This window comes from Streptomyces sp. ITFR-21 (genome assembly GCF_031844685.1).
Classification (GTDB): Bacteria; Actinomycetota; Actinomycetes; order Streptomycetales; family Streptomycetaceae; genus Actinacidiphila.
The window spans coordinates 5,966,081-5,985,166 of record NZ_CP134605.1; the positions used below are offsets into that span (position 1 = coordinate 5,966,081).

Annotated in this window: 16 protein-coding genes and 1 pseudogene; 11 read left to right on the forward strand and 6 right to left on the reverse strand. The window is 71.1% G+C overall.

Annotated features, from left to right (window positions below):
* Positions 1 to 65: 65 nt before the first annotated feature.
* From prpB to RLT57_RS33510, 9 genes and pseudogenes are all read left to right on the forward strand, one after another.
* Positions 66 to 965, forward strand: coding sequence for a methylisocitrate lyase (gene prpB / locus RLT57_RS26675; protein WP_311299791.1), 900 nt, complete (start codon positions 66 to 68; stop codon positions 963 to 965).
* Between the two features lie 548 nt (positions 966 to 1,513).
* Positions 1,514 to 1,607, forward strand: a pseudogene (locus RLT57_RS33505) (IS5/IS1182 family transposase); the annotation flags it as partial.
* Positions 1,608 to 2,388: 781 nt separating this feature from the next.
* On the forward strand, positions 2,389 to 3,300 hold the full coding sequence (locus RLT57_RS26685; RefSeq protein WP_311299792.1) for an ABC transporter substrate-binding protein: 912 nt from the start codon (positions 2,389 to 2,391) through the stop codon (positions 3,298 to 3,300).
* Positions 3,301 to 3,338: 38 nt separating this feature from the next.
* Entirely contained in the window at positions 3,339 to 4,148 is an 810-nt protein-coding gene (locus tag RLT57_RS26690) for an IclR family transcriptional regulator (protein ID WP_311299793.1), read from the forward strand.
* Between the two features lie 91 nt (positions 4,149 to 4,239).
* The gene (locus tag RLT57_RS26695) at positions 4,240 to 5,334 is read left to right on the forward strand and encodes an ABC transporter substrate-binding protein (protein ID WP_311299794.1); all 1,095 of its coding nucleotides are present in this window, start codon (positions 4,240 to 4,242) and stop codon (positions 5,332 to 5,334) included.
* Entirely contained in the window at positions 5,334 to 6,185 is an 852-nt protein-coding gene (locus RLT57_RS26700) for an ABC transporter ATP-binding protein (protein ID WP_311299795.1), read from the forward strand. The genes RLT57_RS26695 and RLT57_RS26700 overlap by 1 nt, the downstream gene beginning before the upstream one ends.
* Entirely contained in the window at positions 6,182 to 7,057 is an 876-nt protein-coding gene (locus tag RLT57_RS26705; protein WP_311299796.1) for an ABC transporter permease, read from the forward strand. The genes RLT57_RS26700 and RLT57_RS26705 overlap by 4 nt, the downstream gene beginning before the upstream one ends.
* Positions 7,050 to 7,850, forward strand: coding sequence for an N-acyl homoserine lactonase family protein (locus tag RLT57_RS26710; RefSeq protein ID WP_311299797.1), 801 nt, complete (start codon positions 7,050 to 7,052; stop codon positions 7,848 to 7,850). Before RLT57_RS26705 ends, RLT57_RS26710 begins: the two co-directional genes overlap by 8 nt.
* A gap of 324 nt (positions 7,851 to 8,174) precedes the next feature.
* Complete coding sequence (locus tag RLT57_RS33510) at positions 8,175 to 8,546, forward strand: transposase (protein WP_399129464.1); 372 nt, start codon at positions 8,175 to 8,177, stop codon at positions 8,544 to 8,546.
* Here RLT57_RS33510 and RLT57_RS26720 read toward each other — a convergent pair.
* The 4 genes from RLT57_RS26720 to RLT57_RS26735 are packed head-to-tail and all read right to left on the reverse strand — an operon-like array spanning position 8,543 to position 11,722.
* Positions 8,543 to 9,421, reverse strand: a complete 879-nt coding sequence (locus tag RLT57_RS26720) for an SAM-dependent methyltransferase (protein WP_311299798.1) — start codon at positions 9,419 to 9,421, stop codon at positions 8,543 to 8,545. The genes RLT57_RS33510 and RLT57_RS26720 overlap by 4 nt on opposite strands.
* A 5-nt stretch (positions 9,422 to 9,426) precedes the next feature.
* Positions 9,427 to 10,056 (reverse strand): cysteine hydrolase family protein, encoded by a 630-nt coding sequence (locus RLT57_RS26725; protein WP_311299799.1) that lies wholly within the window; start codon positions 10,054 to 10,056, stop codon positions 9,427 to 9,429.
* Positions 10,053 to 11,159 (reverse strand): isocitrate/isopropylmalate family dehydrogenase, encoded by a 1,107-nt coding sequence (locus tag RLT57_RS26730; protein WP_311299800.1) that lies wholly within the window; start codon positions 11,157 to 11,159, stop codon positions 10,053 to 10,055. The genes RLT57_RS26725 and RLT57_RS26730 overlap by 4 nt, the downstream gene beginning before the upstream one ends.
* A gap of 32 nt (positions 11,160 to 11,191) precedes the next feature.
* Positions 11,192 to 11,722 carry an EF-hand domain-containing protein gene (locus RLT57_RS26735; RefSeq protein WP_311299801.1) on the reverse strand — a complete coding sequence of 177 codons (531 nt, stop codon included), beginning with the start codon at positions 11,720 to 11,722 and terminating at the stop codon, positions 11,192 to 11,194.
* A 653-nt stretch (positions 11,723 to 12,375) separates the two neighbouring features.
* Here RLT57_RS26735 and RLT57_RS26740 point away from each other — a divergent pair.
* Together RLT57_RS26740 and RLT57_RS26745 are read left to right on the forward strand one after the other, a co-directional pair.
* Positions 12,376 to 13,626 (forward strand): acetamidase/formamidase family protein, encoded by a 1,251-nt coding sequence (locus tag RLT57_RS26740; RefSeq protein ID WP_311299802.1) that lies wholly within the window; start codon positions 12,376 to 12,378, stop codon positions 13,624 to 13,626.
* Positions 13,627 to 14,840: 1,214 nt separating this feature from the next.
* Positions 14,841 to 15,458: a hypothetical protein gene (locus tag RLT57_RS26745; protein ID WP_311299803.1), complete on the forward strand. Its 618-nt coding sequence runs from the start codon at positions 14,841 to 14,843 to the stop codon at positions 15,456 to 15,458.
* A 205-nt stretch (positions 15,459 to 15,663) separates the two neighbouring features.
* Here the strand turns inward: RLT57_RS26745 and pflA are convergent, their stop codons facing one another.
* Positions 15,664 to 16,440, reverse strand: a complete 777-nt coding sequence (pflA, locus tag RLT57_RS26750) for a pyruvate formate-lyase-activating protein (protein WP_311299804.1) — start codon at positions 16,438 to 16,440, stop codon at positions 15,664 to 15,666.
* The gene (gene pflB / locus RLT57_RS26755) at positions 16,437 to 18,701 is read right to left on the reverse strand and encodes a formate C-acetyltransferase (RefSeq protein ID WP_311300883.1); all 2,265 of its coding nucleotides are present in this window, start codon (positions 18,699 to 18,701) and stop codon (positions 16,437 to 16,439) included. Before pflB ends, pflA begins: the two co-directional genes overlap by 4 nt.
* Positions 18,702 to 19,086: the final 385 nt, after the last annotated feature.

Below are 19,086 nucleotides of genomic sequence, written 5' to 3' on the forward strand. Positions count from 1 at the left end.
CCGTTCTGGGTGGTGTGACCCGCGAGGCTGTCACGGTTGCCGACCAGCCGCAACGAGGAGGCCCCATGTTGTACGCACAAAGCACCGCCGCCGCGAAGCGGCAGGCGCTTCGGGAGCGCCTGGCCGAGAACCGCATCCTGCGGATGCCGGGAGCGTTCAACCCGCTGTCGGCGCGGCTCATCGAGCAGCGCGGGTTCGACGGGGTGTACGTCTCGGGGGCCGTCCTGTCGGCAGACCTCGGCCTGCCCGACATCGGCTTGACGACCCTGACCGAGGTGGCCGGCCGTTCGGCCCAGATCGCACGCACGACCGAGCTGCCGGTACTGGTCGACGCGGACACCGGATTCGGCGAGCCGATGAACGTCGCCCGCAGCGTGCAGGAGCTGGAGAACGCCGGCGTCGCCGCGCTGCACATCGAAGACCAGGTGAACCCGAAGCGGTGCGGGCATCTGGACGGCAAGCAAGTCGTCGACGAGCAGACCGCGCTCAAGCGCATCCGTGCCGCGGTGGAAGCCCGCCGTGACGAGAACCTGCTGATCATGGCTCGCACGGACGTTCGGGCCGTTGAGGGGCTTGCGGCCGCGGCCGATCGCGCCAGAGCGCTCGTCGACGCCGGCGCTGACGCGATCTTCCCGGAGGCGATGCGCGACCTCGACGAGTTTGCGGCCATCCGTAAAGCCGTGGACGTGCCGGTCCTGGCGAACATGACCGAGTTCGGCAAGTCGGAGCTGTTCACGGTCGCCCAGTTGCAAGACGTTGGCGTGAACATGGTGATCTGGCCGGTGTCGTTGCTGCGCTTGGCGATGGGTGCGGCAGGCCGCGCGCTCGACGAGCTCACCGCCACCGGCTCGCTGGAGAGCCAACTGGGTCGGATGCAGCATCGTGCCGACCTGTACGACCTGCTCGATTACGAGGGATACGGGAAGTTCGACGGTGACATTTTCAACTTCACCGTGGCCCGCTGACGGCAAAGACCTGCCGAGCGCGGTCGTGGACCGGCCCGACGTGAGTCAGCCCGCCGGCTCGGCGTCAGTATGGCGACGATCGCGTGCGGGGAGAGCGCGCGCCGGAAATTCCCCTGCTCGCGTCCGCTGGTCCCGGCGGCGGCTGGAGGAGGCGGGGTCGTCGAAGATCGTGGTGCGTGCGGCGGCCCGGCTGGGCCAGGTGGTCGTGTCGAGCCGTTCGCGTTCGACGGCGGCGGAGAACGCTTCGGCGGGTGCGTTGTCCCAGCACTGCCCGGTGCGGCCGACCGACAGACGGACCCCGAACCGGTCTGCCGGGGCGGCGAATCGCCGGCCGGTGTAGTGGCCAGACTCAACCCGTCAGCGCAACGGGGGGTGCGCGACAGTGGATCGTGGACGATGAGTTGTGGGCTCTGATCGAGCCGTTGCTGCCGTTGCTGCCGTTGCTGCCGCGGCGGCCGGAGCGGTCACCGGGACCGCAGCCGGTGCCGGACCGGCTCTGCCTCCAGGGCGGCCTGTACGTCCTCTGCAACGACACGTCACGCGTGTGCGTGGACGGTTCTCACATCCGCGCGAAACAGGGGGACCGACACCGGTCCGTCGCCGGTCGACCGGCGGAAAACGGGCGGCGAACACCACGTGATCCACTGCAAACACCCCGCCGTCCGCGCCGTCGCGGTGACCCTGCCGCACTGCGCCCCGCCCGAGACCGGACGGGGACGCCCGGTTGCGCGCCGCACCTGAGGCCCGGCCATGCCCGGCACGGGAGCCCGGTTCCGCGTCGGCACCCACACGGCTATGGCTCCGCGCTGACCTGGGATTCTGCCGGGAAGTGGGATGGCACACACTCCCATGTCAACGAAAGGCGATGCGTTGACATGGGCTGATACCTGTACACATACTTCGGGATATGACCACCGCTGGTGACTTCCTGTCGCGGCGCCGGTACCTGGACTTCTGTCTTCACAACGGCTCCGTCTGTCGCTGAACGAGCACGCCCGGCCCTCGTCTCCTGGCCCGGTGCTCTCTGTGGCTGTCTCCCGCCGGCCCCTGCGCCGGGCGGCTTTCCCACGGTCGGCCAGGACAGCGCCGGCCAACGCCCGCCCCATCGCGAAGATCAGGGCAGCCGGCCACCCTTCGTCGGCCCCCTCACCTTCTCGCCCTTCTCCCTCCGTTTGACGGCTCGGCGCGATCCGGACGCCGGTCGCCGTGCGGGCTCCCGACTCGGCGGGGCGATCGACCCAGCTCCGCCCGTCCCGCGGACCCCGACGCGCACGGTCGGATGACCCGCACCACCCAGCGTTGCGCGATGCGAAAAGCCTTTCCGCATCGCGTTGACAGACGGAGGGGGGTCACCTATCCTGAATCACGCCCAAGCCGGACAGGCGGCATGTTTGGGATTTTCTCCACGAAAGGGGTCAAGTCGTTGACCACGAAAGTTCAAGCCGAGGCAGTAAGCAACATCTTCTCCCTCCCCTATCTGGTCGCCCGCGACAAGGGCTACTTCACGGATGAGGATCTCGACGTCGAATTCATTTCGGACAAGCGGGCGGCCCCGGCAGGAATAGTCCCGGTCGAAGACCACCGCCTGGTCGACGCGTTCGGGGCGGTCTCACCCTTCGAAAGCGGAAAGGCCGAGATATACCGGGCCTGCGAATGGGGTCAGGTGCGCCGCTCACACGATTCGCGCCGCGGCGGCAAGGTGGTCTCGAAGCGTGCGGCAGTGGCGAGCCAGGCGATCTTCGTCCTTCCCGGCTCCGAGGTGAGCCACCCGCAGGATCTGGCGAACCTGACCGTCGGCGTACAGTTCCACCACGGGTCGCACTACATCGCCCTGCAGATGCTGGAGGGGTTCCTGCCGCGTGAAGAGATCAAGGTGGTGCACGCGGGCTCCCCGTACGATCGCTTCCAGGCGCTGCGGGACGGGACGATCGACGCGGTCGCGCTGATGGAGCCGTGGATCACCGTCTCGGAGAAGCTCGGCTTCAAGCGCATCGCCGAGGCCCATTATGTGGGCGCCGAGATCGCGGCGCCGAGCGTCACAGAGGAGACCTTCGGGGCCATCAACCGCGCCATCAACCGCGCCGTCGAGGACCTCCGCACGGACCCGCTCGCCTGGGTCCACTACCTGATCGAGGCCCTTCCGGCCGAAATTCAGGCCGAAGTGAGCCTGACGCCACAGGACTTCGCACCCGACCGGCTCCGCTTCGTCCCTCCGCAGCCCTACGGGCAGGAACAGTTCCGGCGCACGTACGACTGGATGGTCTCCTGGGACCTCATCCCGGATGACTCGGCATACTCGAATATCGTGGAGAACCGGATCACCGCAATCGCCTGACGGCGGGCCGCGGGGACGAAACGAGGGAGACATCCGCCATGACGGCACCACTGCGAGACAGCGCGGCGGCAGCGGTCGCTGAACCGCGCAGCGGCGAGGTGCAGTCGGTGATGCGGGCCGCAGCCTTGCTCCGGGTCGTGGCCCAGTCTTCCGACGGCATGGGGCTGAGCGACCTCGCGCGCGAGACCGGTCTGAACACCACCACGGCGTACCGCCTCCTGAAGACTCTGTGCAATGCGAATCTGCTGTGCCGGAACGCCGCGGCCGACAAGTACCTTCCCGGAAACCTGCTGCTCGACCTGGCGAGGAGTTCCTTCGCCTCAAGCGCCTCCGCCCGGGTGATGGAGACGCTTCAGACCCTCGCCAGGCGGACGGGCGAGACGGCCGCGTTCGGGGTGCGCGGGCGTACGGGCGTCACCGTGGCGTTCTCGGTTCCGTCCGACGCACCGCTGCGGTTCACCGGCGGGATCGGACGCACCGAGAGTTTCGAGGGCAGCGCGATGGGGCATTGCCTGCTGGCATTCGACCCGGAACTCCGCCAGGAGGTCATCAACAGCGGTACCCACGATCCGGGCCGATGTTCGGATGGCGCCGATTCCCCTCACGCGCACGCCGAACTCGTGGGATTCAACCGGTTTGCTGTGTATGACGGGCCGCCTGCGGCCGGGCTGCGTCAAGTGGCTTGCCCCGTATTCGACATGGAAGGCCGGCCGATGGCCGCCCTCGAAATCCAGGGTCCGCTTTCCCGGCTCTCCGACGAGGCCGTCGAAGCGGCGGCCATCGAGTTGAAGGCCGCCGCCGAGTCTCTGCGCGGCATTCCGGATCCTATCTTCCTCTCCCAGTTGTAACCGGCCTTCCCCAGCGGGGCGGCCGCTGACCCGTGGTCCCATCACCGCCCCCGCACCGCCGTGGGCTCTCACGCACATCAGGAGATGACCCATGTCCTCATCCATGTTCAAGCCGCGTCGTACGCGTCACCGTCTCTGGCTGTTGACAGCGGGCGTGGCCATGATGGCCGTCACCGCCGCCGGTTGCTCCGGGTCCGATTCCGGGTCCGATTCCGGGTCCGGGACAGCCAAAGCGTCCGGCGACGGCAACGCCGCGGTGACGCTCAAGGTGGGTGCCGTCCCCACAACCTCCGCGCTGGCCCTGTTCGCCGCACTCGACCAGGGCTACTTCACAGCGGAGGAACTGAATGTCAAGCTCAACTTCCTGGCCAACGGATCGGCCAACGTCTCCGCCACCGTCGGTGGTTCTCAGGACATGTTCTACGGCGACCTGTTCGCTTGGGCCTCGGCTGTGGAGAACGGCTTCTCGCTGAAGCTGCTGGCCGGCGCCAACTCGAACACATGGAAGACGGCGGACGGCACAGAAGCCCGCGGAGCCTCGTCCTTCCTGGTGCCCAAGGACTCGTCCGTCAAGGACGCGAAGGCGCTCGCCGGGAAGAAGATCGGAGTCAACGGGACGCCCCAGACCCGCCTGTTCGTGGCGAAGTGGCTGACGGACGCCGGAGTCGACCCTACCTCGGTCAAGTTCGTCACCGTGGCCGGCGGCCCCGCGGCGCTCCAAGCGCTGTCGGGCAAGTCGGTGGACGCCATTCTCACGCCGCCGCCCTACGACGCGGAGGGCGTGAGCAAGTACGGCTTCAAGGAGATCGGCTCCACCCAGGGCCTGCTACCGCCGAACGCGCTCATCGCCGGGTTCTTTTCCACCTCGAAGTACGCCTCGGCCCATCCGGAGACGGTGAAGAAGTTCGTCAGCGCCGTTCGCAAGGGCGCCGCGTACGCCAACAGCGCCAGCCCCGCCAAGCGGGCCGCGATCCTCAAGGCGTACGCACACTTCGACATTCCCGCGCTGGCCACCACCACGGGGGTGAACGACCTCGTACAGAAGATGCCGTACCCCGTATTCCTCGACAGCGCCCTCGATGTCGGCCAGACACAGCAGGGCCTGGACCTCGCCACGAAGCTCGGCGTGCTCGACAAGCCGCTGCAACTCGCGGCGAACACCGACCCCACGGCAACGGAGAAGTAGTGGATACCCACCGGGTACCCGGCGGCGATGCGAACTCCGGGCTGCGCCTTGACAGCGTCGGGGTGTACTACGCCCCGGCACGGGGTGTCGGCCGCTGGGCCGTCCGAGACATCTCCCTCCAGGTGCGGCGCGGTGAGTTCGTGTCACTCGTCGGCAGGTCCGGTTCGGGAAAGTCGACGCTCCTCAAGGTCGTCGCCGGCCTGATCAGGCCGAGCGAGGGCACGGTTGCGCTGGGGTCCGCGCAGATCACCGGTCCGACGCCCTCGATCCGTTATGTCTTTCAGGACGCCGCCCAGTCGCTGTTCCCCTGGAAGTCGGTGGAGTCCCACATCAGATGGGGGCACAGGCACGGTGCACGCGGGTCCGCGCGCCGAGCCGCACTGGACGTGGACGAGAGCCTCGACCAGGTAGGCCTGCTCAGCGCGCGGGACAAGCACGTCTGGGAGCTGTCCGGCGGCATGAAACAGCGGCTGGCCATCGCCAGGGCACTCGCCTCGCGCCCCGACGTGCTGCTTCTGGACGAGCCGTTCAGCGCGATCGACGCCCTGAGCAGATCCCAACTGCAGGATGTCCTGCTCCAACTGTGGGCGGAGACGGGGATCACCGTACTGTTCGTCACCCACGACGTGGACGAAGCCGTCTATCTGTCGGAGCGCGTCGTGACCGTGCGCGCGGACGGCGGCGCCGGCGTGCAGCGGGAACTGGCCGTCGATCTGCCGTTCCCCCGTGACCAGTTGGAAACCCGGGAATCGGCCCAGTTCCTGCGCCTCAGGCGGGATTTGACGGCCCAGGTGATGTCCGACGGCGGTGGGGACCACCCGCCGGCCACCGTGCGGAGGGCGAAGGCATGAACCTGACCGAGACATCCGACCAGGACACCGCAGCCCGCGCGGCGGAGCCGGCCGTGTCCGGGCCCTTGCCAGGCCCGACGGCCGGCGCGCGGCTGCTGCGGCTGGCGACGTCGCGTCTGCTCGGCATCGTGCTGGTCGTGCTGGCCGTCCTGTGGTGGCAGGTCGCCGTGTCCCGGGGCTGGATCGACTCACCGATCGTCCCGTCCCCCGCGGACGTGCTGGACAAAGGCGTCGGGTCGCTCGAAGACGGAACACTCCTGCCGGCTCTGGGCGCCACGCTGGCCAACGTGGGCATCGGATACGGAATCGCCGTCGTCCTCGGCGTGCTGATCGGCGCGCTGATGGCCTTGATACGCCCGGTCCACTCCGCTCTGGAGCCGATCGTGGAACTCGTACGCCCGGTGCCGGTCCTGGCCTACGTCCCGCTGCTCATCCTTTCCCTGGGAATCGGCACGGAGATGAAGGCCACCGGCATCCTGCTGTCCGCCTTCTTCCCCATCCTCATCAGCACGGTCAACGGCGTTCAGGGAGTGCCGGCGACGATGCGCCAGACCGGTGAAACCTTCGGCCTGAACCGCTGGCGCCAGACCGTCGAGATCATCCTCCCCTGTGCCGCGCCGGTGATCTTCGTAGGACTCAGAACCAGCCTGGCGCTCGCCATCAGCGTCGCGACCGCCGTTGACATGATCACCGGCAACAGCGGAATCGGCTACTACATCGTGAACACGCAGCAGAACCTCCAGATAGCGCAGATGTACGCGGGCATCGTGGCACTGGCCGTGGTCGGCTACCTGATCAACGCGCTGAGCGTGGCGGTCGAGCGGTATCTGCTGCGCTGGCACTTTCGCGGCATGGGAGGCAGCCATGGGTGAGCGCATCCCGTACGAGGTCATCGCCGTCCGGTACGCCACCCAGACCGGCACCAAGCAGCGCTGGTACTACCGGTATCCGACCTATGGCGAGCCGGACAGCCCGTCCGACCTCGACTACTTTTTCTGGGTGATCCGTGGTGGTGGCCGGACGATCCTGTTCGACACCGGCTTCGCCGAAGCGGTCGGCGCAAGGCGCGGCATCACCCGGTTCGCCGGGCCACGGGAGGCACTGTGGCGCGTCGGAATCGACCCCGCCACCGTCTCAACCATCGTTCTCTCGCACTACCACTACGACCACATCGGAAACGTCCGGCACTTTCCCGACGCGGAACTCGTGGTCGACGAAACCGAACACGACTTCTGGCGCAGTACGTACGGCAGACGCAGGCCGCTTTCGGTGTCGGTGGAGACCGATGACATCGCGGTCATCGAACAGGCGGTCCGCGAGGAGCGCGTCAGCTTCGTCGGCGAGCACCACACGGTCGCCGACGGCGTCGAAGGACTCCGTCTGCCCGGCCACACCCCTGGCCAGCAGATCCTCAGCGTCACCACCCCCGGCGGCGTGGTGGTGCTGGCGGCGGACGCGGCCCACCTCTACGAAGAGCTGGACCGGGACCGTCCGTTCTCGATCTTCACCGATCTGGTCGGCATGTACCGGACCTACGACGCACTACGTGACCTCGCGGAGCGCAAGGACCACATCCTGGTTCCCGGCCACGACCCTGAGGTGATGCGCCGTTTCCGGGCGCTGCCGGGCGAATCGGCGGGGTGGGGCGTCCACATCGGGCTCTGAGCCGGCCCGGATCCCATGGTCGTGACTGATCGGCCGGGCGGACGGCAGCGCGGGCGGTGACACCGGCCGGGACGACGCGGAACGTCCGCCCGCGACGCGCGTCGCCCTCCTTCGGACACAGGTGCGGCCTCCCCCGGCGGAGTGGATCTGACACGTTGAGCTGCACTGATCTTCGCGGAGTCCCTGAAGCCTGGGTGACGATCCAGGCGCAAGGAGAACCGCAGCGGTGTCGGCGGGCAGGTGGTCGATCACTCGCGTGGCACAGGTCTCGGGGTCGGTCCCGCCCGCCGGGGACTTGAGCTGTCGCCATCGACCGTCGAGCCGTTGCCGCCTTCGCCGCGGACGGGTGTCAAGGGCGGGCGGCGGGAGAAGCACCCGCGTCGGCGGATCGTGGACGCGGTCTTGTACGTGGCCTGGACCGGCTGCCAGTGGCGCTACCTGCCCAACGACTTCCCGCCCTGGCAGACGGTCTACTGGTACTTCACCTGGTGGCACGAGGACGGCCCTGTGGACAGGGTCCGCGACGCGCTGCGCGTCAGGGTCCGTCCGGCCGGGGGCCAGCGCGATCCGGTCGAGTTCGTCGGGCCGAGCTCCCCCTGCCGGGCGTCCGTACGCCGACGGCATCCGAGAGTCGAGGTCGCCACACCCCGTCGCTCTGCCTCGGGCGCCCCGACCCTCACAGGGCAACACAGCTAGCCGTTCGGGGGCGTTCCCTTGTGGCAGGTGATCCAGCGGTTGGTGCTGAGGGGGTCGTGGGGGTCGGGGTGGGGGAGGCGGGGAGTGGGGTGGTCGAAGGGGGTGCGGGTGGTGGTGGCCCAGCCGAGAGTGGTGAGGGTGGCGGCGGTCTGGGGGCGGGGGCCGGGGGCGAAGAGGGCGAGGAGGTCGATGGCGAGGCGGTCGCGGGTGGCGGTGTAGATGGGGTGGGCGCGGACGGCCGGCGACTCCAGTCCGGTCTTGATCTCGTAGGCGAGGGTGCTGCCGGCAGCGCTGAGAGAGTCGAGGGCGGTGGCGACGCGGAGTTCGGTCTCGGCGGGCAGGTAGAGGAAGACTCCTTCGGCGAGCCAGGCGGTGGGCTGGGCGGTGTCGAGGCCGGCTCGGCGGAGGGCGGTGGTCCAGTCGGCGCGCAGGTCGGCGGGGACGGTGCGGCGGTCGGCCAGGGGGGCGGCGGACAGCTCGTTCAGGACGTGCTGCTTGAAGGCGAGGACGTCGGGGCGGTCGAGTTCCCAGACGGTGGTGCCGGGAGGCCAGGGAAGGCGGTGGGCGCGGGAGTCGAGCCCGGCGCCGAGCAGGACGACCTGGCGTGCGCCGGCCTCGGCGGCGTCGAGCAGGTGGGCGTCCAGGACACGGGTGCGCAGTGCGAAATAGCCGGCCAGGCGGTCCCACACCGGGTCGCCGGGGACGACCTGCGAGGGGTCGCGGGGCCAGTCGGCGCTGCCGGGCGCGGCGCGGACGAAGTGCTCGGCGTACGGGTCGACGACGAGCGGGTCGGGGCGGCGGGCCTCCAGGGCGCGGGCGTGGGCGACCAGCAGGGCGGTGCGGCCGACGCCGGCGGTGACGCCGGGTCCGGCCACCGCGGTCACCGCTGCCCCGTGGGTACGGGGGAGTGGGGCGCGGACGGTGAGGTGAAGGGGAGCTCGGCGAGGTCGGCGACGCGGGCCCCGTACACCCGGGCCATGAAGTGCAGGATGTCCGCGTCGGCGAGGTGCAGGGCGGTGGTGCAGTCGCGCAGGACGGTGAGGTGGAAGCCGCGCTGGAAGGCGGTACGGGCTGTGGAGTCGACGCAGACGTCGGTGAACAGGCCGGCCAGGACCAGGTGGTCGATGCCGCGCCGGCGCAGGTGCGGTTCGAGCCGTTCGTCGAGGAACGCGTCGAAGCCGGCGCGTTTGGTGAACACCTCCTCGCCGGGCCCAGGCCGCACGCCGTGGAACTCCGCGCCCCAACCGCCCTCCAGGCACTTGGGGCGCTTGCCGAGCAGGGCGTCGCGCCGCCGCCAGGCCGGCCCCTGGTGGGCGGGGTCGCCGAGGAAGCGGACGAACAGTACGTCGATGCCCGCCGTCCGGGCCAGCTCGACGGCGCGGGCGCTGTTCGCGGCGACACGGGCGAGCCGTTCGGGGTCGCCGGGGAAGCGGGCGGCAGCGACCGGGCCGGCGCAGAAGTCGTTCTGCAGGTCGATCACGAGCAGTGCGGTGCGGGGCGCGTCGGTCACCGGGAACCGGCCTTGGAGGCGCCGGGAGTGGCGACCGGCGCGGGAGCGAACACTCCTGCGCGCGCACCGAGTTCGGCGAGGACGGCGTCCACCACCGCGGTGGTGCCGGACTCACCGCCGAGGTCGGGGGTGCGGATACCGCGGGCCTGGACGCCGACCAGCGCGGCTTCGACGGCGGCCTCGGCGCCGGGGCAGCCGGCGTGCCGTTCGGCGATCCGGGCGGCGGCCCGGATCGTGGCGACCGGGTTGACCGTGTCGCGCCCGGCCAGGTCGTCGGCCGAGCCGTGCACCGTCTGGTACTCCGTCAACTCGTGCAGTTCCGGGGCCAGGTGGACGTTCTCGGTGCAGCGGTTCTCCTGCCGCTCCGCGCCGTACCGGTCGAGCAGCACCACGTGCATGATGTCCGCCCACTCGTTGCCGGCGACCAGCACGGTGCGGTCTTCGGGGCCGTGAGCGATCAGGTTGCGGTTGACCGTGTCGGGCTGGAACAGCTCGAAGGCGACACCGAGTCGGGCGGAGAGGTCGTCCGTCCAGTCGTCGAGCGTCCCGTCCAGCAGGTGGTACTTGTAGGCCATCAGGACCCGGGACGGCCCGTCCGGCCAGAGCGCGCGGGCGCGGCGCACGGCGTAGCGCAGGACCTGTTCGGTGACGGCCCGGCTGAACTCCATGGTGCGCACCACCTTGCCGGGGGTGTGCCGGTTCACGCCGGTGTAAAAGCCCTGCGCCTGGTCGCGGACCAGCAGCATCCGGGCCGTACCGGCGGTGAGCGGTTCGACCTTGACGGCGGCCAGCCGCTGCCGGACCAGGTACAGCGACTGGGCGTTGATCGCGGTGCGGAACACCGCCCGGACGCCGGAGGCGGCCTGCTCGCGGCAGAACCGCTCGTAGTGCGCGGCGTCCCGCGCGGTGAGCCGGGCGATCTCCGCGGTGCCGGCGGCCTCGGCGCGCAGCGAGACGTAGGAATGGTAGAGCTGCGGCGACCGCACCACCTCGACCCGCGTACCGTGCGTCCGGGTGATCCGGTACAGCACCCGTTCGAAGACGGGGGCGAGATCCGGGCCGGTGCCGCGGCCGACGGCGAGGGCGATGCGCGGTGCGGTCATGCGGGAGCTCCTTCGGCGGTGGGGGAAGAACGTCAGACGGAGGTCGGGACGAGGCGGTCGCCCGGGATCCCTACCTTCTCCGGGGAGTAGTAGTCGCGGATACCGTCGGCCCAGGTGGCGACGGCGATCCGGTCGTCGGCGTCCGGCCCGAAGACGTCGAACAGCGCCTCGGTGTTGGGCTTCTCGAAGCCGATCGCGGTCATCAGGGCGAGGAACCGGGGCCGTTCGATCAGCCCGTTGCCGTCGGGGTCGCCGAGCGCTGCCAGGGCGTCGGCGAAGGCGGCGGCGGCGGCGCCGAAGAGTTCGGGGCTCAGTACGGTGCCGCGGAACTCCTCGGGGCTGATCACCCCGTCGCCGTTCGAGTCCAGGGCGGTGAGCAGCACCTCCCAGTAGTGGCGCAGGCTGTCGGCCAGCGCCTGCCGGGCGGTCTCGGGTGAGTCCTCCGCGACCGCCAGGACGCGCTCGGTCATGAGGTCGAAGTCGTGGGCGTCGAGCACCCCGTTGCCGTTGGCGTCGAACAGGGTGAAGACCAGCGCGGCTCGCCGGTGGGCCTCGTAAACCATGGTGTTCCCTTTCTCGCAGCGGCCCGGCCTCGGACGGCGGGGCATTGGGCCCGGCGGCAGCCCTTGGGCACGGCCGGGACCTCTACTGTGCGGGCCGCGCCCGAGATTCCGGCGAGAAAGCTGACGCGTCACCCGAAGGGGTGATGAACGGACCTGATGCGGTTGACGGTCAACGGCTGTGAGTTCTCTCCACCGGCGGCCCGAGGCGGCGCGGGTCCACATCCCGCCGTCCCGACGGTGCGAGCACGCCCCGGCGTACGCAGTCCCGTCAGCACGGGCGCGCTTTCCCGACCGACGCTGCGAACGCCGGCCCGGCCCGGCGACCGACCGATCGATCCGTCAGGAAGGCGGGGCGGTACGCCTCCTGTTGGCAGGCCGCGCGACGGGTGTCCGGCGCTGCTCTCGGAGCGGGCCGGGCCGCGGCGGTCGGAGCCCGCCCGTGCGTCCTGGCGCCGGCCGATGCGAGCCCGCGGGCAGGGTGTTGACCCCGGGGCGCTCACTTACGGCGGCCGTGAGAGCCCGTCTTGACCTTCGCGCAGTGCCGGCGAGACACGTCGGAAACGATCCGTCGGGATGGTGACACCACCCGCCGAACCTCTCTTCGGCTTCTCCCGCCCCTCGACGGCCGGGTCCTCACCATGCCAGGAGTCCCCATGAAACGCCCCACGAATCCCACTAGTCGGCGCACCCTGCTGACCGCCGGCCTGGCGGTGCCGATCGCCGCCGGGCTGACGGGCGCCGTCGCGTCGTCCGCGGCCGCCACCCCCGCCAACGCGCGCAGGTTCGTCCCGGAGAGATGGGACCACCACCTGAAGTCGACGCCGGGCAACCTGCACTGGGGCGGCTTCCCGATCGACGCCAAACCGGGCGTGACCATGAGGTCCGGCGAGACCGTACGTGTCGACGCACTGTCGCAGCAGGGCCTGACCGGCTCCGTCAGCCCGGTCGACTACATGGCCCAGTTCGGGATCAAGCCGAGCGAGGTGCTGGCCGACGCTACGGCGTTCTGGGAGAGTCTGCCGGCCCGGCGCGCGGCCAACCAGAACTACGGCGGCGGCCACGTCATGACCGGCCCGGTCTACGTGAAGGGCGCCATGCCCGGTGACACCCTGGCCATCGAGTACCTCGCGCTGGACACCCGCGTCGACTACGGCTTCAACGGCACCTCACCGACCAGCGGCGTGATGGCGACGTCGTACCCGGGTTGGCGGCAGGGCGACGTCCCGCTGAACATCCCGTCGGACCTGTTGTCGCGCACCCACATGTACCGCAGCGGCATCTGGCACGGGAAGGAGGTCATCCACTTCTCCGACTCGATCAAGATCCCGACGCACAAGTTCATGGGCACGATCGCCGTCGCCCCGCCCACCGGCGAGTTCGTCGGCTCGACGCCCGACGCTTCGCCGCCGGCGACCGGCGTCCAGTCCTCGACCGAGCCCGGCAAGTACGGCGGGAACATGGACAACCGCGACCTGACCGTCGGGACGACGCTCTACCTGCCGGTCTGGCAGCCGGGCGGCCAGCTGTTCATGGGCGACTCCCACAGCGTCCAGGGCGACGGCGAGGTCAGCCAGACCGCCGTCGAGCACTCGCTGTCGGGGACGTTCCGCATCACCGTCCTCAAGAACACCCCGAGCGAGCTGCCGTGGGCCGAGACCGACACCGACTGGCTGATCATGGGCATCGACTGGGACCTCGACCGCGCCATCAAGATCGCGGTGCAGAAGACCATCGACTTCCTCGGCCGTACGCAGGGGATGACCATCGCGGAGGCGTACTCGTTCGCCTCGCTCGCGGTGAACTACCACGTCTCCGAGGTGGTCGACAAAACGCAGGTCGTGACCGGCTACATCCCGAAGTCCGTGTTCCTGCGCAAGCCCTCCCACTCGCCGCACTCCTGGTGAACCGCCCCGTGCCGGGGGACCGCTGTACCGTCGCGGGTGTCCGGGGCCGGGCCTGATCCGCTGTGGCGGACCTGCGGGATGAGGGTTTCCGCCCCGGGGAGCGGATTCGCCGGTCCGCTTGCCCCGGCCGGCAGAGCCGACCGGGCGGACCGGGCCGAAGCCGTCGCCACCGCAACAGCGGCGGCGACGGCTTCGGCCCGTCGCCGGGCGGAGCCGGGCGCGCGTCACCGGACGGTGGTGAAGGCGAGCGGTGTCCGCTCGCCGCGGACGGCGGCGGAGCCCGCCCCGCCCGCCGCGGGGGCCGCGGCCCGGTGGGCTGCGTGGCGCGCAACGCAGCCGTGACGAGTGCGGCGAGCAGCAGCAGATGTCCGCGTGACCGGGGGCCGGTCGGCCGCCCGTGGAGCCTGGAACCGGTCATCCGTCTCTCCTTTGCGATGGCCCGGGGCTACAGGACGTGGACCTTGACCGCGGCGAACACGATCGCGAAGACGACCAGCACCGTCGCCAGGGCCTCCGGATCGTTCGGATGAGCACAAATGAGGGCCGCGGGCTCTGTTTCTCGACGTACTCCGTCACCACGGCCGGCCACCACGCGCTGTCGATCCTGACCGCCTGGTCCGGCCAGCGCACGCGGGCGAGGACCGGGTGCCCGGTGTTCGCCGCCTGCCGGGCGCGTTCCCGGTACCGGCCTTCGACCGCGGCCGAGGGGGGCTGTTCGAAGCAGCGCAGGACCGTGCTCCCGGTGTCCGTACGCAGCAGGCACGCGGTGGCGTTGGCCCCCTCGAAGGGGTCGCCGGGATCGGCGGCGGGGCCGGGTGCGGGCTCGTCCGCGGTTCTTCTCCTTCACCGATGAGCCCCGCGCGCGCTGTGCGGGAAGCGTACGGGCGGGCCGGGACTCACGTCCGGTCCGCGCCGGCGACGCGGCCGCCGCCGCTCCCGCCGCTCCCGCCGGGTCCGCCCGGCCGCGCGGGGTTCCGACCTGTTTCGGCCCGGCCCGGCTGTCTCACCGCGACCGGGCCGTCGACCGTGTCGTACGCCGCTGCGCGGAGGGGAGGCGGCGTCCTGCCGGTAGTGGACGGTCGGCCTGCCGTGGCGGGCCGAGACCGTTCTGAGCCGCTGTCACCCACAGGGTGCGAATCGGTCATTTGCGGCGTAAATTGGTCATTTGTCGGCCGGGGAACATCTCCGGCTGCACAACTGAAAGGCGTACCCGCATGCGCTTCCCGCGCGTCATCGCCAGCCGCCGGACCCTCCTGATCACCGTGATCGCCGTAGCCGGCCTCGCGTCCACCTCCACACCCGCCTTCGCGGGGTCGCAAACCGCCACCCCCGGCGTCCCGTCGCACATCGGCCTCGGCGTCCCCGGTGGCAACGGTCCCAACGGTCTGGGGGTCAAGGGCGGTATCGGCGGCCTCGGCGGCATCGGTGGTGCCGCCGGCGCCAACGGCAACGGCGGCATCGGCGGCGCCGGCGGGAACGCCAACGGCATCGGGAGCACCGGCGGCGGGGGTGGCGGGGGCGGTGCGGGCGGCGCGGGCGGCAACGGCGGCCCCGGCGGCAACGGGGGTGCCGCGACTCTCGGCGGCACCGGTGGCAAGGGCGGCGTAGGCGGGGTCGGTGACGCCGGTACCGGGATCGTCGGCGGGAGAGGCGGCAACGGCGGCGCCTCCACGGCCGGCGGCGGCCACAAGGGCGGCACCGGCGGGGCCGGCGGTGCCGCCAGCCCGGTGTGCCCCGGCAAGCCCGGCGGCAACGGCACCGACGCCACGGCCACCGCGGACGGCGTCACCGGCGCCACGGGCGCTGCCGGCCGCACCGCTCTTCCCTGCTGACGGCGCGCCGGGCGAGAACGCAGGTAGGTCCGCTTCCCACCCCCGGGGCCGGGAAGCGGACCTGTGCGCGACAGGACGGCCCCCGGGACGAGTTGCCTGCGCTGTGTACCGTGATCACCGACGCGTGGTCAGTGGCGTCCGGGCGGCACCCGGGTCGCCCTTGGCGGCGAGCCGGGTGCGCACCCCCGGCGGGGCCCAGCGGATCTCACACCGCGCGCAGTCCGTGGGACCGGAACTGTGCCCGCACCCGGTCCACCAGAGCCCCGTCGGGTACGGGGGTGTCCCGCAGCGGGAAGGGCAAACCGAGGGCTTCGTACTTCGCGGCCCCGAGTTTGTGGAAGGGGAGCACGTCGATCTGCTGCACGTTCCCGAGGCCCGCCGCGAAGGACGCGAGGCCGTCCACGGCCGCCTCGTCGTCGGTCCGGCCGGGCACCAGGACGTAGCGGATGCGGACCGGGACCCCGAGCCGGTCCAGGCGCGTGGCGAAGCTCAGGGTGGGGGCGAGCTCGCCGCCGGTGAGCGCGCGGTAGGCCGGTACGTCGAAGGACTTGACGTCGAGCAGGACCAGGTCGGTGTCGGCGAGCAGTTCGTCGCTCGCGCGGGCGCCCAGGAACCCGGACGTGTCCAGGGCGGTGTGCAGACCGGCCGCACGGCACCGGCGCAGGATCTCCGCGGTGAAGGCGGGCTGGAGCAGCGGCTCTCCTCCCGTGAGGGTGACGCCGCCGCCGGCAGCGCCGATGAAGGCCGCGTACCGGCCGATCTCCGCCATCACGTCGTCGGCGGTCGCCCGCCGCCCGTCCCGCATGTGCCAGGTGTCGGGGTTGGCGCAGTACAGGCAGCGCAGCGGGCAGCCGCTGAGGAAGAGGACGAACCGGGTGCCGGGCCCGTCCACGCCGGTCGACAGGTCCCAGGAGTGGATCCGGCCGGCAGGCGCCGGGTCGGGGGCCGACGGCCCCGGAGCGGCCGCGTGCCGGGTGTTCACCGGGCACCGTGGAAGGTGCGGCTGATCACGTCGAGCTGCTGCTCGCGGGTCAGGCGGACGAAGTTGACGGCGTAGCCGGAGACCCTGATGGTCAGCTCGGGGTACTTCTCGGGGCAGGCCATGGCGTCCTCGAGGGTGGCCCGGTCCAGGACGTTGACGTTGAGGTGGAATCCGCCACCGGCCGTGTAGGCGTCCAGGATGCCCACCAGGTTCGCGGCCCGCTCGTCCGGGTCGTGGCCGAGACCCTCGGGGGTGACCGTCGAGGTCAGCGAGATGCCGTCGCGGGCCTGGGCGTACGGGATCTTGGCGACGGACAGCGCGGACGCGATCATGCCGTGCCGGTCGCGGCCGTTCATCGGGTTGGCGCCCGGGGCGAAGGGCGTGCCGGCTGGGCGCCCGTCGGGCGTGGCGCCGGTGTGCAGGCCGTAGACGACGTTGGAGGTGATGGTGAGCACCGACTGCGTGTGCTCGGCGTCCCGGTACGCCGGGTGGCGGGCGATCTTCGCCATGAACGACTCGACCAGACCGGTCGCCAGCGCGTCCGCGCGGTCGTCGTTGTTGCCGTACGCGGGCCAGTCGCCCTCGGTCTCGTAGTCCACCGCGAGACCGGTGGCGTCCCTGACCACCTTCACCCGGCCGTACCTGACGGCCGAGAGGCTGTCGGCGGCGACGGACAGTCCGGCGATGCCGCAGGCCATGAAGCGGTGCACGGGATGGTCGTGCAGCGCCATCTCCAACCGCTCGTAGGCGTACTTGTCGTGCATGAAGTGGATGACGTTGAGGGCGTTGACGTACGTCGCCGCGAGCCAGTCCAGCGTGCGGTCGTACGCGGCGGACAGCTCGTCGTAGTCGAGGTACTCGCCGGTCAGGGGCGGCGCCGGCGGGGCGATCTGGTCGCCGGTCAGCTCGTCCCGGCCGCCGTTGACGGCGTAGAGCAGGGCCTTGGCGAGGTTGACGCGGGCGCCGAAGAACTGCATCTGCCGCCCGACCGCCATGGCGGAGACGCAGCAGGCGATGGCGGTGTCGTCGCCGGTGCGGGGCCGCGTCAGGTCGTCGTTCTCGTACTGGATGGCGCTGGTGTCGACCGACACCTGGGCGCAGAACCGTTTGAAGCCGTCGGGGAGCCGGGGCGACCACAGCACGGTGAGGTTCGGCTCGGGCGCGGTGCCGAGGTTGTAGAGGGTCTGGAGGAAGCGGAAGGAGGTGCGGGTGACCAGGGTGCGGCCGTCGGTACCCATCCCACCGAGGGACTCGGTCACCCATGTCGGGTCACCGGAGAACAGCGCGTCGTACTCCGGCGTGCGCAGGAAGCGGACGATGCGCAGCTTGATCACGAAGTCGTCGATCAGCTCCTGGGCGCGGTGCTCGTCGATGAGTCCGGCGTCGAGGTCCCGCTGGAGGTAGACGTCCAGGAACGTCGAGGTCCGGCCCAGCGACATCGCGGCGCCGTTCTGTTCCTTCACCGCGGCGAGATAGCCCAGGTACAGCCACTGGACGGCCTCGTGGGCGGTGGCGGCCGGGCGGGTCACGTCGCAGCCGTAGGCGGCGGCCATCGCGGCCAGTTCACCGAGCGCGCGGATCTGCTCCGCCAGCTCCTCCCGGTCCCGGATCACCTCTGCCGTGGAGGGCTCCCGGTCCAGCCGGGCGCGCTCGGCGTGCTTGGCCTCGGCCAGGCGCGCGGTGCCGTACAGGGCGACCCGGCGGTAGTCGCCGATGATCCGCCCGCGGCCGTACGCGTCGGGCAGGCCGGTGATGACGCCCGCCTTGCGGGCGCGGCGCATCTCCGGCGTGTAGGCGTCGAAGACTCCCGCGTTGTGCGTCTTGCGGTACGTGCCGAAGACCTTCGCGACGAACGGGTCGAGTTCGCGTCCGTACGCCCGCAGGCCGTTCTCCACCATCCGCAGCCCGCCGTTCGGCATGATCGCCCGCTTCAGCGGCGCGTCGGTCTGCAGGCCGACGATCAGTTCGCGGTCGCGGTCGATGTACCCCGGGGCGTGCGAGGTGATGGTGGACGGGATGGCGGTGTCGACGTCGAGGATTCCCCGGCGGCGCTCCTCGGGCAGCAGCGCGGTGATCCGCGACCACACGGCGAGAGTGCGCTCGGTCGGCCCGGCCAGGAATCCGGGGCCGCCCTCGTAAGGCGTGTAGTTGGCCTGGATGAAGTCGCGCACCGCGATGTGCTCCCGCCACATCTGCCCGGCGAAGCCGGCCCAGGGGCCGGTCGCCGCCGTCCGGGGTGTGGCCTCGGTGATCGCCGTCATGGTGACAGCCCCCTCGCTTCGTCGTCGTCCGGTGTCCTCCTCTCCGATGGTCGCCGGGCGGCCGGAGAGCGTGCAGGGCCGACCGGGCCCTTCGCCGTCGCCGTCCGGCCTCCGGCACGGTGGCGCGCCCGCCCGGGACGCAAGGAGAACGCTCCGGCCGCCCGGCCGCCCGGCCGCCCGGCCGCCCGGCCGCCCGGCCGCCCGTGCCGTGGCGCCCGGCGGGTGCGGCGCCCGCTCAGCGGACGGAGTCCGGCATCGCCCGGACGAGGTGGACCCGGCAGCGGCACCGCGGCGCCGAACGCGCCGCCCTCGCCCGGACGGCGATGACGCCGAGGCGCCGACCGCCCTGACCGCCGGCGGACAGCCCGCAACGAAGCAGCAGCCC

Bases quoted from the DNA above. Each gene is read 5' to 3' on its own strand.
- RLT57_RS26735 (WP_311299801.1), bottom strand. From the start codon at position 11,722: ATGGTTTACGAGGCCCACCGGCGAGCCGCGCTGGTCTTCACCCTGTTC.
- pflB (WP_311300883.1), bottom strand. From the start codon at position 18,701: ATGACGGCGATCACCGAGGCCACACCCCGGACGGCGGCGACCGGCCCC.
- RLT57_RS26740 (WP_311299802.1), top strand. From the start codon at position 12,376: ATGAAACGCCCCACGAATCCCACTAGTCGGCGCACCCTGCTGACCGCC.
- RLT57_RS26730 (WP_311299800.1), bottom strand. From the start codon at position 11,159: ATGACCGCACCGCGCATCGCCCTCGCCGTCGGCCGCGGCACCGGCCCG.
- RLT57_RS26695 (WP_311299794.1), top strand. From the start codon at position 4,240: ATGTCCTCATCCATGTTCAAGCCGCGTCGTACGCGTCACCGTCTCTGG.
- RLT57_RS26690 (WP_311299793.1), top strand. From the start codon at position 3,339: ATGACGGCACCACTGCGAGACAGCGCGGCGGCAGCGGTCGCTGAACCG.
- RLT57_RS26745 (WP_311299803.1), top strand. From the start codon at position 14,841: ATGCGCTTCCCGCGCGTCATCGCCAGCCGCCGGACCCTCCTGATCACC.
- RLT57_RS26705 (WP_311299796.1), top strand. From the start codon at position 6,182: ATGAACCTGACCGAGACATCCGACCAGGACACCGCAGCCCGCGCGGCG.
- prpB (WP_311299791.1), top strand. From the start codon at position 66: ATGTTGTACGCACAAAGCACCGCCGCCGCGAAGCGGCAGGCGCTTCGG.
- RLT57_RS26710 (WP_311299797.1), top strand. From the start codon at position 7,050: ATGGGTGAGCGCATCCCGTACGAGGTCATCGCCGTCCGGTACGCCACC.